This is a genomic window from Pseudoalteromonas sp. A3, from assembly GCF_025942345.1.
In the GTDB taxonomy this organism is placed as follows: domain Bacteria; phylum Pseudomonadota; class Gammaproteobacteria; order Enterobacterales; family Alteromonadaceae; genus Pseudoalteromonas; species Pseudoalteromonas atlantica.
Genome location: NZ_JAPCKL010000002.1, coordinates 433,881 through 450,083, shown reverse-complemented (window position 1 = coordinate 450,083; position 16,203 = coordinate 433,881). Strand labels below are relative to the sequence as shown.

Annotated in this window: 16 protein-coding genes; 2 read left to right on the top strand and 14 right to left on the bottom strand. The window is 39.8% G+C overall.

Translation table 11 applies throughout. The features are described 5' to 3' along the window. Positions 1-183: 183 nt before the first annotated feature. Positions 184-3,183: an immune inhibitor A domain-containing protein gene (locus OIZ54_RS05075; protein WP_264389896.1), complete on the bottom strand. Its 3,000-nt coding sequence runs from the start codon at positions 3,181-3,183 to the stop codon at positions 184-186. A gap of 444 nt (positions 3,184-3,627) precedes the next feature. Here OIZ54_RS05075 and OIZ54_RS05070 point away from each other — a divergent pair, with 444 nt between their 5' ends. Both OIZ54_RS05070 and ilvN read left to right on the top strand, forming a co-directional pair. Further along, positions 3,628-5,352: an acetolactate synthase 3 large subunit gene (locus OIZ54_RS05070; RefSeq protein ID WP_004586402.1), complete on the top strand. Its 1,725-nt coding sequence runs from the start codon at positions 3,628-3,630 to the stop codon at positions 5,350-5,352. Next, on the top strand, positions 5,352-5,849 hold the full coding sequence (ilvN, locus tag OIZ54_RS05065; protein WP_004586403.1) for an acetolactate synthase small subunit: 498 nt from the start codon (positions 5,352-5,354) through the stop codon (positions 5,847-5,849). Before OIZ54_RS05070 ends, ilvN begins: the two co-directional genes overlap by 1 nt. 206 nt (positions 5,850-6,055) lie before the next feature. Here the strand turns inward: ilvN and OIZ54_RS05060 are convergent, their stop codons facing one another. The 13 genes from OIZ54_RS05060 to OIZ54_RS05000 all read right to left on the bottom strand — a co-directional run bounded on the left by OIZ54_RS05060 (position 6,056) and on the right by OIZ54_RS05000 (position 16,181). Further along, positions 6,056-6,331, bottom strand: a complete 276-nt coding sequence (locus tag OIZ54_RS05060; RefSeq protein WP_004586404.1) for an HU family DNA-binding protein — start codon at positions 6,329-6,331, stop codon at positions 6,056-6,058. Positions 6,332-6,537: 206 nt separating this feature from the next. Then, entirely contained in the window at positions 6,538-7,077 is a 540-nt protein-coding gene (locus OIZ54_RS05055; protein ID WP_024031747.1) for a DUF3833 domain-containing protein, read from the bottom strand. 1 nt (position 7,078) lies between these two features. Beyond that, positions 7,079-7,552: a chalcone isomerase family protein gene (locus OIZ54_RS05050; RefSeq protein WP_264389983.1), complete on the bottom strand. Its 474-nt coding sequence runs from the start codon at positions 7,550-7,552 to the stop codon at positions 7,079-7,081. Positions 7,553-7,602: 50 nt separating this feature from the next. Further along, the gene (locus OIZ54_RS05045; protein ID WP_264389895.1) at positions 7,603-8,115 is read right to left on the bottom strand and encodes a DUF2878 domain-containing protein; all 513 of its coding nucleotides are present in this window, start codon (positions 8,113-8,115) and stop codon (positions 7,603-7,605) included. After that, positions 8,090-9,352, bottom strand: coding sequence for an SAM-dependent methyltransferase (locus OIZ54_RS05040; protein ID WP_004586408.1), 1,263 nt, complete (start codon positions 9,350-9,352; stop codon positions 8,090-8,092). The genes OIZ54_RS05045 and OIZ54_RS05040 overlap by 26 nt, the downstream gene beginning before the upstream one ends. 53 nt (positions 9,353-9,405) lie before the next feature. Next, on the bottom strand, positions 9,406-10,143 hold the full coding sequence (locus OIZ54_RS05035; protein ID WP_264389894.1) for a DUF1365 domain-containing protein: 738 nt from the start codon (positions 10,141-10,143) through the stop codon (positions 9,406-9,408). Beyond that, positions 10,136-11,392 carry an NAD(P)/FAD-dependent oxidoreductase gene (locus OIZ54_RS05030; protein WP_264389893.1) on the bottom strand — a complete coding sequence of 419 codons (1,257 nt, stop codon included), beginning with the start codon at positions 11,390-11,392 and terminating at the stop codon, positions 10,136-10,138. The genes OIZ54_RS05035 and OIZ54_RS05030 overlap by 8 nt, the downstream gene beginning before the upstream one ends. After that, complete coding sequence (locus OIZ54_RS05025; protein ID WP_264389892.1) at positions 11,389-12,099, bottom strand: SDR family NAD(P)-dependent oxidoreductase; 711 nt, start codon at positions 12,097-12,099, stop codon at positions 11,389-11,391. Before OIZ54_RS05025 ends, OIZ54_RS05030 begins: the two co-directional genes overlap by 4 nt. A 2-nt stretch (positions 12,100-12,101) precedes the next feature. Then, on the bottom strand, positions 12,102-12,530 hold the full coding sequence (locus tag OIZ54_RS05020; RefSeq protein ID WP_121638505.1) for a nuclear transport factor 2 family protein: 429 nt from the start codon (positions 12,528-12,530) through the stop codon (positions 12,102-12,104). Position 12,531: 1 nt separating this feature from the next. Beyond that, complete coding sequence (gene phrB, locus OIZ54_RS05015) at positions 12,532-13,923, bottom strand: deoxyribodipyrimidine photo-lyase (protein ID WP_264389891.1); 1,392 nt, start codon at positions 13,921-13,923, stop codon at positions 12,532-12,534. Then, positions 13,923-14,876, bottom strand: a complete 954-nt coding sequence (locus OIZ54_RS05010) for a YbgA family protein (protein WP_096042971.1) — start codon at positions 14,874-14,876, stop codon at positions 13,923-13,925. The genes phrB and OIZ54_RS05010 overlap by 1 nt, the downstream gene beginning before the upstream one ends. An 8-nt stretch (positions 14,877-14,884) precedes the next feature. Continuing rightward, positions 14,885-15,565 (bottom strand): ChrR family anti-sigma-E factor, encoded by a 681-nt coding sequence (locus OIZ54_RS05005; RefSeq protein ID WP_264389889.1) that lies wholly within the window; start codon positions 15,563-15,565, stop codon positions 14,885-14,887. Then, positions 15,558-16,181 carry a sigma-70 family RNA polymerase sigma factor gene (locus tag OIZ54_RS05000; RefSeq protein WP_264389888.1) on the bottom strand — a complete coding sequence of 208 codons (624 nt, stop codon included), beginning with the start codon at positions 16,179-16,181 and terminating at the stop codon, positions 15,558-15,560. The genes OIZ54_RS05005 and OIZ54_RS05000 overlap by 8 nt, the downstream gene beginning before the upstream one ends. Positions 16,182-16,203: the final 22 nt, after the last annotated feature.

The following is a 16,203-nucleotide window of genomic DNA, read 5'->3' as shown; positions in this document are numbered from 1 at the left end:
TTTTAAGCCTAAAAGCCAGCATATTGCTGGCTTTTTTGTATTTTAACCTTTGCTGATAACATCACTTGGCATAACTACGCTATTTATTTTAAATAGAGTTTTTAATGCAGCGAGCATCATATTTATACCACTGGTGTTAAGTTATTAGACATTTAATTCGATTGGTATTACTTCACAAAATCATTAAACTTTATTGCTGGTACGCCGGTAAAATCCACTTATCACTAATAGCACAATTAAATAACCTATTGCCCCACCACTTGATGACGATTCACTTTGCGCTTCTTGTACCGAGACTGTTAGCTCACTACTTATAACTTCATTGGTTTGACTGTCTGTGAGCACAAGTTTTACTGAATAACTACCTGCACCTTGGTAATTATGACTTGGGTTTTGCGTTGTACCTAGTGGGCTGCTATCGCCATAATCCCAGCTATATGTATAATTACCAGATCCACCTAATGGTGAGCTATTAAATTGTACCGCTAAGTTATTTGCCGTATGGCGTGTACTTAATTGCAGCGGTGCATTAACACTCAAAGCATGTTGTTGGCTAACACTTATCCCTTGCGTATCAGTTACTATTAACGCGAGGGTGTAATCTCCAGAGTAGCTAAATTGGTAATCTAGGTTTTCAGTTTGCGATACGGGTTCACCATCTATAAGCCAACTCATGTTGTAAGGAGCTTCTCCGCCAGTTACGATTGCTTGAGCAGATAAAGTCGCACCGTTTAACTGATACGTTAAATTTTCAATTTCTAGCGGCTTTGTGATGGTAATTTGTTTAGTTTGTGTTTGCGTAGTCGTTTCACCCATTGCCGAAAAGGTAACGCTATAGGTGCCGTAATCGGCATAGGTATGTGTAGGACTTAGCTCAGTACTCGATTGCCCATCACCAAAGTCCCATAAAAATGTATCTGTTGGGGTTAACTTTAAACCGGCTACATTAAAGCTAACGGTTGCCTCGTTTACTGTTGTGGTTATTTGTTGTAGCGCATCATAGCTAAGCAAAAGCTCTGCTGTTTCACTTTCAGGGTGTTGGCTGACTATTTCAAAGTTAAACCCTTGGGGAGTAAGCACCACACCTGATTCAGCCTGCTGCGTAAAGCTGTAATCAAAATGATCATTAAACTCACTAATGGCAGCCAAGTCTTGATCGCCTAAACCTGCACTTTGCTGATATAAACTAAATGCAGCATCACGTACTTGTATAGGTGTATCTGCAAGTGTGGTGCTACTTGTACCGCGATAAATTGGCTTTTGATCCGCATCAACCACTAAATTAAAACCACCCCCAGGGTGATCAGTTGTGTTGTTGTTATCAAATGCACTATTGCTATACCACAATAAAACTCCCGGTGAATATTGCTCTGCTTGTAAGCCGGCATCCACACCTCTGTGCGCACGTAGCTGTAAATAGTAGTGGGCTGGTTTAGCATAAATATAACTACTCACGCGGCTAAAACCATTTAACGCTAAGTTAATACTTGGCTGCTCTGCGTTATTTTGCCAAATCACAGTATTGTTGTTTGTTATTTTTAAATCATCGGCTACAAAACCATAATACTGTGTGTTTGTATCGGTAATATACTCAATACTTAGTGTAATGGTTTGTCCTGCATATTGTGTTAAATCAAACTCATGCATTAAAAAACCATTAGGTTGCTGCGCATCTGCATGTAAAAACGAATCACCAGTTATATACGGGCCTATATCGCCATAATAAGGATTTGTCTCGATTGTATAATTACCAGCTAAAGGAGTTTGATTTACCTTTACTTGTACAAGGTCATAATCGCGCTCAATACTGTAGTAAGCTAAAAAGCTAAGTGTCAGTGGTGTAGCCGCCTCAGGTAAGGTCACGGTTTGTGAGAGCGTGTGTGTTAGGTTGTTACCTGTACCAGAGTAAAATTGAAAATCACCTTCAACCGGGGTTTTAAATTTTTCTAGCTGCTGCGCAAGTGTCACTTTAATTTGGCTTTGTTGCTGAGAAAGTGAGCTAGTATAAACAAGTGATTGCTGAGGCTGGCTGTTCACTTCCTCCATGGTTAAATTAAGCTGGTTCACCCAATTGCCTTGGTATCTGTTTTGTAAATACTCAAGCCCTTGTGCACTAAACATAACGGGCTTTGAGCCCCGAGGCCCACCAGCCCAGCTACCAGTAGACATTATTGACCAAGACGATACAGGCTCACCCACAGTATTTGACTGTAAGTCGTACTCATCTGCTAAACCTAAGTCGTGACCAAATTCATGCGCAACGACACCTATGCTGGCATCTATTGGGTTTATCGTATAACCCGATAACTTAACGCTACTACCCGCAATACTGACAGGTTCACTGTTTTCATCAAATACGTAGTAGCGGTGAGACCAAATTGCATCAACGCCTAAATAGCCTCCACCGGATTCTTCACCAATACTGGAATGAAAAACCATAACATGGTCGATAATGCCGTTTGGCTCGTTGATAATGCCATCGCCGTCAATATCATCTAAATCTGTTAAATCATATTGCGTTAAATCAATATCAAATTGTGCAGTGGCTTTTTCGACTGCTTCTTTTATCAGTGCGGGGGCATTTATATCGCGTGTGTTACCTACGCGCTCACCATAGGTTTTTGCATTACTATCTGCCCTAACCCACCCATATACTTGCCCGCTAAAAGTTAAGCTAGCGCCTGATGCGTCGTAATAATAATCGTATACGCTGCTAAGCGTTTCATTATTAGGACCAACAAAGCCACCTTCATTAAAAAGCAATTGTTGGTAATGCTCCTTTGTATAATTTTCGTAATACATATCGGTATCATCATCAACTAGTTGATTGTCATCGTGCTTTAAATCAGGAAAATCAATTAAAATAGCCAGTACTTTAACCTCATTTAGCGCGATGCTAGGGCTAGCCGCACTTGCATATTGCAGCTGCTTATTGGCTTGCTTAGCGGTTAAGCGGGCTTTCATGGTAGAAACAGGTTTTAACTGCAAAGGGTTAAGCCGTGCAGTATTCGCTAAGTAGCTTTCAACCGTTGGCTTGTTAGTGGTTTGTTGGGTATCAGCGCGTTTATTTAACCAATACTCTATTCTTTGTTTGTTAATAATACCTGGGTCATGCGCGCTGGTATTTGCTGCGTTAAGATTTAGGCTGCAAAGGAATAAGCCAAGCCATATTATTTTTTTCACTGTATCTTCCCCAGATAAATTATTGCTCTATCATACCTAATATATGCATTAAGCACAGCGCTCAAATCACCTATTTACCCATTATGGCTACTCGCTAAAATTAGCATAATTTCTTCATATTTTTTATATAACTACAAATAGCGTGCAACTTTTTAGTATTAAAACAAATTAATTTGAAATTTTAATCCAAAACAGCTCTTTCAAGGTTGACATAAGCACGTAAAACCCTTAAAAATAACCCCATATAGAATTTTTAATCTAAAGCAGCATTTTGCTTTTTATAAAGTGACAATTATGAAAAAACAACTTCACCTTTTAATCGTACTCGTAGTGGTCTTAGTGATAAGCCCAGCGGGGATGTATTAAAAAGTGAAATTGCTTTTTAAAAACCCTCGCACTACGCGGGGGTTTTTTTATGCATAAACAGCGCACAGAGGAATGAGGATGAGCAAACAAGAATATAATGGTTCTGAACTAGTTGTTCAGGCATTAAAAGAGTTGAAGGTTAAGTATATTTTTGGCTACCCAGGTGGGTCGGTTTTAGATTTATACGATGCACTTTTTCAACAAGAAGACATTGAACATATTTTAGTGCGTCACGAACAAGCCGCAACCCATATGGCTGACGGTTATGCCCGTGCTACTGGCGAAGTTGGTGTTGTACTTGCTACCTCAGGCCCTGGCGCAACTAACTGTATTACAGGTATTGCCACCGCTTATATGGACTCAATTCCGATGGTGGTATTATCGGGGCAAGTACCTACTAGCTTAATTGGTGACGATGCATTCCAAGAAACCGACATTGTTGGCTGTTCTCGCCCGGTTGTAAAACATAGTTTTAACTGCAGAAGCGCTGAAGAAATTCCGGCTATTTTGGCAAAAGCGTTTTACATTGCAAGTACTGGCCGCCCAGGACCCGTTGTTGTTGAGCTACCAAAAGATATGCTTAACCCTGCTATTAAGTTTGAGTACAACTTCCCTAAAACAACAGAGCTTAGAACCTACAGCCCAAATACAAAGGGTCACTCTAAACAAATTCGCAAAGCGGTTACCGCAATTTTAGAAGCTAAAAAACTGGTTATATACTCAGGCGGCGGTATTATTTTATCTAACACATCTGAGCAATTAACCCGCTTAGTTGAATCGCTCAATGCACCTATCACTAATACATTAATGGGCTTAGGCGGTATTTCGGGTATTCACCCAAATTACGTGGGTATGCTGGGTATGCACGGCACGCTTGAAGCCAATAAAGCCATGGCAAATGCCGATGTAATTTTAGCACTGGGAGCGCGTTTTGATGACCGTGTAACCAATAATGTTAAAAAGTTTTGCCCTAATGCAACCATCGTTCACGTAGATGTAGACCCGACCTCTATTTCTAAAACGATTAAAGCACACATTCCGGTTGTGGGCTGTTTAGCCACTGTGATGGAGCAACTGCAAACCGGCATAGATAAAAGTAGCATTCAAATTGATCGCAGTGCACAAGAGGATTGGTGGCGACAAATTATTAGCTGGCGCGAGCAAAAGTGTCTAAGCTACAACACCGATGGCGATAAAATAAAGCCTCAAGCTGTTATAGAAGCAGTGTATAAAGCCACTAATGGTGACGCATATGTAAGCTCTGATGTGGGTCAGCACCAAATGTTTGCAGCGCAATATTATCCATTTAAAAACCCTCGCCAATGGATCAATTCAGGGGGCTTAGGCACCATGGGCTTTGGCTTACCAGCAGCTATGGGTGTTAAGCTTGCCTTTCCTGATAAAGAGTCAGTGTGTGTAACCGGCGATGGCTCAATCCAAATGAATATTCAAGAGCTATCAACATGCTTACAGTACAACTTGGCTGTAAAAGTGGTTTCACTAAATAACCGCTCATTAGGCATGGTACGCCAATGGCAAGATATGATTTACGGCGGTCGCCATTCATCTTCATATATGGATTCATTACCTGACTTTGTAAAACTTGTTGAAAGCTATGGCCATGTAGGCATAAAGGTAGATACTTTAGATGAGCTACAACCTGCTATAGATAAAGCCATGAGCATTAACGACCGTTTAGTATTTTTAGATATTAACGTTGATGAAAAAGAACATGTATACCCAATGCAAATTAAACTAGGTGGCATTGATGAGATGTGGTTACGTAAAGGAGTAAAAGCATAATGCGTCGTATATTATCTATTTTATTAGAAAATGAACCGGGAGCCTTATCTCGCATTGTTGGGCTTTTTTCACAGCGCGCCTACAACATAGATAGCTTAACAGTGGGTACAACTGATGATGAGTCACTGTCACGTATCACCATTACCACTATGGGTGATGATAGAATCGTTGAGCAAATTACCAAACAAGTTAATAAATTAGTTGATGTACTTAAAATTATTGATTTAACCGAAATGAGTCACATCGAACGTGAATTATTACTTGTTAAAGTATTTGCCCAAGACGAAACCACCCGTGCAGCGGTTACACGCGTGGTAGATGTGTTCCAAGGTGCTATTTTAGATATGGGACGCCAAAGCTACAGCTTACAACTGGTAAGCAGCACAGACAAAATAGAATCGTTTTTAGACACCCTACGCCATGAAACCGACATTATTGAAGTGGTGCGCTCTGGTGCTGTAGGGATCGGCCGTGGTGACAAAGCGTTAAAAGCGTAATTAATTAAAGCTTAAGCGTTTAATATTAAATCCCTGCTAAGCAATTAGCAGGGATTTTTTATGCTAAGCCTTGCCTTACAACGCTCTGCATTAATACCTAATTAGGCATGTGGAAATAAGCTTAACTTAGGTAAGCTCGCTACTTTAATACAGGCAAAAAAAAAGAGCTAAATAGCTCTTTTTTAAAAAATTCTGTAAAACGCCAATTAAGGGTTTACTTGGTCTTTAAGACCTTTACCTGCTTTAAAGCTTGGGATAGTTGCCGCTGCGATTTGGATCTCAGCACCCGTTTGTGGGTTACGGCCAGTACGTGCTGCACGTTCTTTAACTGAGAAAGTACCAAAACCTACTAATGCAACTGAATTACCTTCTTTTAAAGAAGAAGTTACAGCGCCAGTAAACGCGTCAAGTGCACGTGTAGCAGCAGCTTTAGAGATTTCTGCATCAGTAGCGATTTTTTCAACTAATTGAGCTTTATTCATTGTTAGATTCCTATTCGTTATTATTTTGCCTTCGCAAAACCTATCTTTATGCATTTTTAAGGAGTTAGCAACAGCAAATTGCATTTTTTGCTTAAATACTTCGAAAATGCGTAAAATTTTAATAATTCTCGGTAAAATACAGCGTGTTGGGTTAACTAAAACTTAATTTAAGTACACAAAAGGCACACTTTAAATAACACACTGCTCTATATTTTTTCGATAACTAAGGTCACTTCCCCAACCTCGACACCAAACTTAACAATAGACGTTCGGTTTATCAAGCGCGATTGTGTAACCAGGTACATCCAATCATCAAAATTCACCTCAAGCGTACTACCGTCATAGGGTAAGGCCACATTGTAGTTCCAATGAAACACACTGCCTGCGCTTTTACCGGTTGCAATGCCAAGTACATCATCAGCACGTCCCACTAAGCTATTATCGTCATTAAGGGTGACATACCAAATACGCTTTTGTGTTTCACCATCGTCATACACAAAGTCTTCCTCTATAACGCCCTCGTTACCTTCCCAGCGCGCATTCATAGTGACAACAAGTTTACGTGTGAGTTCGCCTTTATAATCTTGCACAACGCCGTATGCTTTCAAATCGCCACTAAAAAACGCTTTAAAATCAAATTCTGGGTTGCTGCTATTGTAGTGCTCTACTTTTGGCGCGGAGCAGCTCACTAAAAATAATGCGGCCATTAAAATACATAGCTGTTTAAATTTATTTATATTGCGCATGTTAAATCCCTAATAATTGTTTTCTAAGTACTGGCTCTGAGGTGTTTGGGCTTAGCCAAATAGCTAAAAACTGGTTGGCAAATTGCGAGTCACTAATTTCACCTAACTTTTTATCATTATGATAAAAAGTAGCCTGACCGCTTGGTGATGTTTGTAAGCTTAACGACTCGCCTTTTTTAATGTCTGGCCAAAGAGCGAGTAATTTATCAGCATACTTAGCTGATAAATCACTTTTACCTAAATGCTGCCATTGCTCTTTAGTGGCTTTAACAATGTCTTTTGCTGCAAAGTCTCGCAAATAGGTGAGCGTAAATTTAACGGGGTGCGCCCCCTGTTTGTAACTCCCTGAGCGGGTATATAACGTTGCATCGTAAACATCCCAAAATAAATATTCCATGCGCGCCTCGCCCACTTTTTTAAAGTCAGTTTGCTCTTCGCTAAAGCTCAATGGGGTAAAAAAAGTAGCCATAATCATTGCGGCCGTTATTGCACATATTTTTGCGGTGATATTCATACAAGCTCCTGTTATTGCTTGCTAAAATTTATAATCGCTTTAATTTTTTGGTTAATAATAAGAATTAATGTAAAGGCAGCAGCCCACAGTGCGCCGTACAGAAGCCAAAACATCCACACAGGTGAATAAATACTAAGCACGCCAAATTGAGCGCCTGAATAATAACTAATTGGCGCCAAGGCTAAGCACACTAAATAGCCTTGCCAAAGTTTTAGATTAGTAATAAACGCCATTGATGTGTTTAAGCAAAGCAATAATGCTGCCCATAGCAAGGCTAACCAAAGCGGAAAAGGGGATACTTTAAATTCCAAAAGGTTTAGCTGCACAGCAAGGTATTCACATAACAGCGCAATTGGTAAAGCTTTTACTAAAAGCAACGCGTCGAGCTTATGCTGCTTTGATAAAACAAACATAAGCACAACAATACCAGAGGTGTATAAAACAGATTGAGCTTCTAAAAACAGTGATAAAAACCACACTGTTTGAAAAAGCACAAAATTAATAATTAAGGGCAATTTCGTCATTTTGACTAGTAAAACGTGGTTTACGTGCCGTTAAATGAACGGTACTGGTTGCTCGCGTTCTAAAAGCGCCTTCGCAGTAAGCAAAGTAAAATAACCATAATCTGTAAAAACGCTCATCAAACTTGTCACTGTCTAAGGTGTGCCAGTTATCAATAAAGCGTGTGCGCCAATCGGCTAGTGTTCTAGCATAGTGCGCGCCTATGTCGCTTACAGTATGAATAACCATATCGGTATTGTTCTTAATTTGCTCGCTCATCTCATTAATTGAAGGCAAACAACCACCGGGGAAAATATACTGCTGAATAAAGTCAGAGTTTTTTAAATAATGTTGATAACGTTGATCGCCAATAGTGATCGCTTGGATAAGCATTGCACCGTCTTCTTTAAGCAAGCTATTACATTGCTTAAAAAAGCTTGGTAGGTATTCATGCCCTACTGCTTCTATCATCTCTATTGATACAAGCTTGTCGTATTGACCTTCTAATAAACGGTAATCAAGCTTGAGCAAAGTTATATTATTTTCAAGTCCTAACTGTTTAACCTTGTTTTCAACATAGGCATATTGCTCATCAGAAATCGTTGTTGTGGTCACATGGCAGTTGTAATGTGTGGCCGCGTAAATCGCAAACGCCCCCCAGCCTGTGCCAATTTCAATAACTGAATCGCCTTCGTTTATCTCTACCTGCTCACAAATTTGTTTCAGCTTATTTTGTTGAGCGTCCTCAAGAGAGGCGTCTTTTGATGGATAAACAGCGCAGGAGTAAAGCATTTCCTCGCTTAAAAATGACTCGTATAAATCGTTACCTAAATCGTAATGTGCAACGATATTCTTTTTCGACCCAGATTCTGAGTTGCTGTTTTTAAGATGGTTAAAACGGTGGGCTAGGCCACTAAAAAACGAGAATTTTTTTTCAAAAGCATCTAGTTGTTTTTGGTTTATGGCAAAAATTTCGATGAGTTTGGTCAAGTTATCACATGACCATTGCCCAAGAATATAAGACTCACCAGCACCCACACTGCCAGATAGCGCAAATGCTTTGTACATGGCAGTGTCGTTAACGGTAATCGTGGTTTTTAAGTCTGAATGTTGTTGACCGAATACTGTTGAGCGACTGTTTTCAACTAACACTATTTGGCCTGTTTCAATACTTGCAAAGGCTTTGGTGACTAGCTTTTTATATAAGTTTGTAAACCAACCTGTTTGCTCTTGGCAGTTTATACTCGAGACTTTTTCCATCTTAAACCCTTTATAATTGTATCGCTACCCGCAACTAAGCTTGTTTAACTATACTAAGGTTTTCCTGAATGACCTAAAAAAGGAACCCTTTTAATAAACAGCTTAAGTGCTTGCACATAAATACCTTTGAAAATAGATAAAGTCATCGCAGGAAATTTTTTTAATAATTTATTAATTTCTTGCTTCGTTAACTGACTTCGCTTTAATCGTAAAGACGCGTCGAATAACAACTCATCCCCACGTTTATTTTCTATATGAATTAATGTGTTATCGGCTGTATGTTGTACCTGCCAATGGTAGTCCATATCTAAATTCATAAAGGGTGATACGGAGAAAGCCTTCTTAAAGTTCACTTTTTTTTGTAAGGGCACCAAATAATAATGGCGCTCATTCCACGGCGTATTGCTTACCTCAGCAACCATATATTTAAAGTTATCGGTGCTATTACCGTAAAAGTAAAAATTTACAGGGCTAAAATAAATGCCCATACACCTAAGCTGGCCAAGCATATAAATATGCGAAAACGTTTCTTTAACACCTAGTTTTTCTATTTGGCACTGTGCACGTTCAATAATACTTAATGGCTCTGAGTTTGACTGTGTGTTTAAATAATCGGATTGATTAAAACGCAGTGCTTTAAACCCAAAAGTACCTAGCATAGGGTGAATGTTATTAAGCAATAACGGATTTTTTAAATCTACCCACATCATATAAAGCGGGTATTTAAACTGATGGTTTTTTACCGCAAAGCGCCTGTGCCTTACATCGCCTAAGTATACAGCGCTATTCAAATTCAACACCTAATTGCTTAGCAACATCTACCCCACTGCGAACACCATCTTCATGAAAACCGTTATACCAATAAGCACCACAAAAATAGCTATTATTTTGACCATCAACAGTGTGCTTGAGTTTTTGTGCGGCAATGGATGCTTCGTTAAAAACAGGGTGATGATAAGTAAACTCACGTAATATATTTGCTTTGTTAATCCCTTCTAAGTGATTAAGGGTTACACAAAATTGTGTATCTGAGTCTATACCTTGCAGTATATTCATTTGGTATGTAACAACCGCTGCTTTGTCGGTGTTTTCGTTTAGTAAGTAATTCCAGCTAGCCCAGGCGGCTTTTCTATCTGGCAGTAAACTGGTATCTGTATGCAGTACTACCGAGTTTTCGGTATAAGGGATTGCACCTAATACAGCCTGTTCTTGCTCAGTCGCATCACCAAGTAATGCAAGGGCTTGATCTGAGTGACACGCAAATACCACTTTATCAAATTCAGCTTGTTCGCCATTTTCAAGAGTAATAATTACTTTATTATATACACGCGTAACCGTCTCAATGTCGGTATTTAGTTTTATCCGCTCTGCAAAACCTTTAATAAGCGGCTTAATGTATTGCTTAGACCCACCAGGGATTACATACCACTGCGGCCTGTTTGTAACATCAAGTAAGCCATGGTTGTAAAAAAAGTTTACAAAAAACTCAACCCCTACATTTTGCATCTCTTTGATGCTGGTTGACCAAATTGCCGCCCCCATAGGTAAAATGTAATGGTATTTAAAAAAGTCATTAAAGCCGTGCGTATCTAATAACTGACCCAGCGTTTGATCTTTAGGGTAGTTTTGCTCGCTGTGCATTGCTTTACATAATTTATTAAACTTAACTATATCGCTCAACAAGCGCCAAAACTTAGGCCTAAATATATTTCTTTTTTGAGCAAATAAACTTGCAAAGGTGTGTCCGTTGTATTCAAAACCACTTGCTTGATTATGAACACTAAAGCTCATTTGTGTTTCTTGTCTGTCTACGCCAATGCGCGCGAGTAGTTTTTCAAAGTACGGGTAGGTGCGGTCATTAAATACGATAAAGCCCGTGTCTATTGCGCGTTTAACCCCAGCATCCGATATCTCTACTGTCGCGGTATGACCACCAATGTAATCGTTTTTTTCAAATACAGTAATATCGTAATGCTTATGCAGTAAATGAGCACAGGTTAAACCCGATACGCCAGAACCTATTATTGCTATTTTTTTCAACGGGCTAATCCTTTTGCTAAACGTAACCAAAGTGGTAACGGTAAAATACGTAATGCTTTTAAAATAAGCGTAAACCGATAAGGAAAATGAACTTCTTTACGGCGTTTATTGATCCCCTTAATCATATAATCGGCGGCCTCTGTTGCAGTAACAGCCATAGGCATTGGGAAATCGTTTTTATCAGTAAGGGGGGTTTTAACAAAACCAGGGTGCACCAACGTAACATCAACATCATTTAAGTCGATTGCTAAACTTTTCGCTAAATAGCTTACCCCGGCTTTAGATGCGCCATAAGCCTCAGAGCGTGGCAGAGGTAAATACGTAACGCTTGAGCTAACAAGTACAAGTTGTCCGCCCGCACTAATTTTTGGTAATAGTGCCTCTAGGCAGTAGCCCATCGCCAGCAGGTTTACTGAAATAACTCGCTCAAACAAAGCGCTGTCAAAGTTACGGGCATCATCTACATACTCACAGTTACCAGCGTTAAGAATAACCTTATCAAAAGCACTAAACCCAAGGGTTGCTTGCTTTATGTCTTTAAGGTCTGTGGCATCAAACTGACACGTTTTAATATTGGTGTGTTTTTCAAGCTCAGCTAACTTTTCAAGGTTTCTACCGCAAGCAATTACCGTGTTGCCTTGCTGTGCGTACTTTATTGCAAGCTGCTCGCCAATACCTGAGGTTGCACCTGTAATTAAAATATTCATCGCTACCCTGCTCGTTTATCTATGTAATTTATAACGCCACCCAAAATGGGAATATGCTTGTATAGCATTTCAGCTACATTAAAATAGTCGCGGTGGTTAATAATTTTACCTTCTTTAAAAACCAGCTTACTGTGCCCTTCTACCGATATAGTTTTGCCAGAAGCCAGTTTTGGGTGGGCGTAATGCATAGTCCAATACAAAAATGCTTTGTCATCACGCTCGTAGGTGTCGCTAATATCAAACTGACAATGCTTAACATTACTATATAGATTAGAAAAATATCGGGTAAGCTCGCTTAGCCCGTGTATTTCGTGCATTGGGTCTTTAAATTTAATTTGCTCGCTGTAAATATCATTAAGCAAATGCAGGTTTGATTTATCGAGTTGTTGATATATTTCTACAAATTTTGCTACCGGTAATGCTGTTTCCATATCACCCCTTAAATGCAGCTATTGCACGCTCGCGAGCTGCTTTATGATCTACGATTGACGGCCAGTAACATTGCTTATCAGCCCCTATTGACGCTAAATAAGCATGAGGAAAATGAATATGTTTATCTGGCACTTTTTCAAGCTCTGGTAAATATTTACGTATAAATTTACCATTAGGATCAAAGCGCTCACTTTGAGTGATAGGATTAAATACGCGAAAATAAGGCTGCGCGTCACAGCCAGTGCTTGCAGCCCACTGCCAACCGCCATTATTAGAGGCTAAATCGCCATCAATAAGGTGCTGCATAAAAAACTGCTCGCCTTCACGCCAATCAATTAATAAATGTTTGGTCAAAAAGCTGGCGACCACCATTCTTAAACGGTTATGCATCCAGCCGGTTTGAACTAACTGTCTCATCGCTGCATCAACGAGTGGGTAACCTGTTTTTCCCTCGCACCAGGCTTTAAACTCAGCCTCGTTTTTACGCCATTTAACGCCATTGTACTTTTCGTTAAAGTTATCACCACGAGAAAGCTTAGGAAATTGCGCAATTAAATGACGATAAAATTCGCGCCAAATAAGCTCGTTTACCCAAGTAAAAGTTTTACTTTTAGATGTTGTTAAAATATCTGGGTAGCGGTTTTGAATATTAACCAGTAACTGCTTAGGGCTTATAATACCCAGAGCTAGATAAGGGCTTAAACCCGATGTTCCTTTAATGCTGGGTATATCACGCTGATCGTCGTAGCTACTTAATTTGTCGCAAATAAAATTATCAACAATGGTTGCTAAGCTTTCATCATCAACTGGCCATTTTTCTGAGCTGCCATCACTTTTAATTGCCTGTGCGTTGTTATTTATCGGCTGTTTTTTTAAAGGCCACGGTAATAAGCTAAAGTGAGTATCTTGGTGTTGTTTAAGCCACTGTTTTTTAAATGGCGTAAACACTTTGTACATTTCGTTACTTTGGTTTTTAACACTGCCTACAGGCGCTATTACATCTCCCTCATAGAGGGTAAACGTAATATTTTTATCATCACACTTTGCAAGTATTTGCGCATCACGATTTACTTCATTTAACTCATACTCTTTATTAGCAATTACATGTTCTACTTGATGTTTATCGCAAAATGATAAAAGCGCACTTTCACAATCGTCAAAGTAAGGAGCGTCAAAAATATGCAGCTCTATTGCGTACTGTGCTAGCTGCTCGCGTATATAATTGAGGCGTCTTTTTAGTAAATCTATTTGAATGGGAGCGGCGTTGTGTTGTTGCCATTGCTTTTCGCAGATAAAAAAAATGGCCTGTTTAGCGCCATTATTTAGCGCTTCAATAAGCGCTTCGTTAGAAAAAAGGCGCAAATCGCGCCTAAACCAGAAAAGTGTATTCATTATATGCCGTAACGTAATTTTAGTTCATTAGGGTAAGGATTAAAAAACACCTGCTTTTCTAGGTATTCATTAGGGTGTACTTTCAGATGATGTTTTAACAAAGTAAGCGGTACGTACAAAGGCACTAAACCTTGACGGTATTCATCGATGGCATCGCGTAGCTCTTGCTTTTCAACCTTAGATAAGTCTTTTTTAAAGTAGCCCTGCAAGTGCATTAACGTGTTGCAGTTATTCCTACGTGATGCAGGCTTTTTAAGGCCGTTCATTAACCCAAGAATGTACTCATCTGCTAAAGCGTTAATATCATCACCTTTATAAGTACCAAGTAAATTACCTAAGTCGCGGTAAGCTTGATAATTATGAGCCATTAATAAGTACTTATATTGCGAATGAAACTGGGTAAGCTTATGCACTGTGAGCGGCTCAGAAGCTAATAACTGCCACTGTTTGTACGCGTACACGCGCATTACAAAGTTTTCGCGTAAATGCATGTCGTTTAAGCGGCCGTTTTCTTCACATGGCAGTAATGGATTGTGCTTCATTATTTGCTCAGCAAAAAAACCAACGCCTTCAGAGGTATTGCCGGTGCCCGCCTCGTTATAAATTTTAATTCTTTCCATACCGCAGCTTGGGCTTTTCGCACAAAAAACAAAACCACTTAGGTTTTTAGCTTGCTCTGTGGCTACTTTTTTACCGTATTCAGTTAGCTTAGGCCCAACATCGCCAGTGCCATCTGGGCGACACACTTTTATTGTATCGCCTACGCGTACTTGGCGTATGGTTGGCCTAGGAATAGGTAACCCTACGGCTACCTCTGGGCAAAAACGCGTGTACTCTACATGTTTTCCAAGTTCATCCATACAAAAGTTAGACTTTTTATGGCCTGTATCAAAACGTACTTTTTCGCCTGCTAAGCAGGCGCTAATACCTATTTTTATTGTGTCTGTTTGCATAAATTCTCTTAATAAATCAAGTTACCTATAGGATTAAGTAACTTACTGAGCCCTTTATTAAAATGTAGCGCACTACTGACTACTGTAAAGCATAAACAGCCATCTTTTGTAAGTGGGGTGTGCTGATGAGAGCCATCTTGCCAAATAAAGTCTCCTGGCACGTAACTGCCCTCTTCATCACTAAATTCACCATCAAGTAGCAAGGTTACTTCAAAACCAGTATGAGTATGCTCGGGGATTTCGCCCCCTGCGCCAATATGTAAAAGGCTTGAGCGCAATGGGCCATCATCAATAGCAACGCGAGAGCGAGCAAGCTTACCCACTTGCGTAAAACGGCCATGCGAAATGCGTGTTAAGGCGCGTGGTAATTCGTAGTTATGCTCATTAACTTGTACGGTTACCGGCTCAACTTCGTAAACTTCATCAATGCTAGCATCGGCGGTTATCAAATCTAGCAGGTCGGCGTCAAAATCTGGCGATTGTAAATCATTGCTTAAATTTAATGTATCAGGGGCGTATGACGCATCGCTAAATACATCCTTTGCATTAGCGGCTTCAAGTTTTGCCACTTTTGCTTGGCAAACTGGGCACATATCAACGTGTATAGATACCGCAACGCTTAACGATGCAGGTAACTGCGCTGAACAATATTGTGCTAGTAAAGATTCACTAGGGTGATGTTTAATCATGCTGATCTCCCATTTCATTACGTAATTTTTGCAAGGCTAAACGCAATCGTGATTTTACCGTGCCTACAGGAATATTTAATTGTTGAGCAAGTTGCTCTTGCGACATATCTTGGAAATAAACACCTCGGACGACCTCTCGCTGTGCGGTTGGTAGTTTGTCTAGGTAACGTTTAATTTGTTGATCTTCCAAGTGGTCGCTAAATTCGAGTGTTGTATCTTGAGATTCGTTAATAAGTGGCCAAATATCTTCGCTTATATTTTCTTCTTTATTACTTTTCATTTTACGAAGCATATCAAATGAGGCATTACGCATTACGGTATATACCCAAGTCGTCGCAGCCCCTTTTTCGCTGTGATACAAATGCGCTTTACGCCACACTGAGGTTAGTGTTTCTTGTACAAGCTCCATTGCTTGTGCCTCAGAGCCAAATTGCTTAATTCCAAAGCGTTTAATTTTTGGCGCAAAGTATTCAAATAAGTAAGCAAACGCTCTTTTGTCTCGCGAAGTAGCTACATCAAGCAGAGCTTGCATAAGCTCTGCACTTGGCGTTTCTGGCATGGCAGTATATTTACCTGTATTAGGTTCACAACGTGGTGAGGGTTGTTGACTTACCATAATAATTAATCCCGTGTATGCT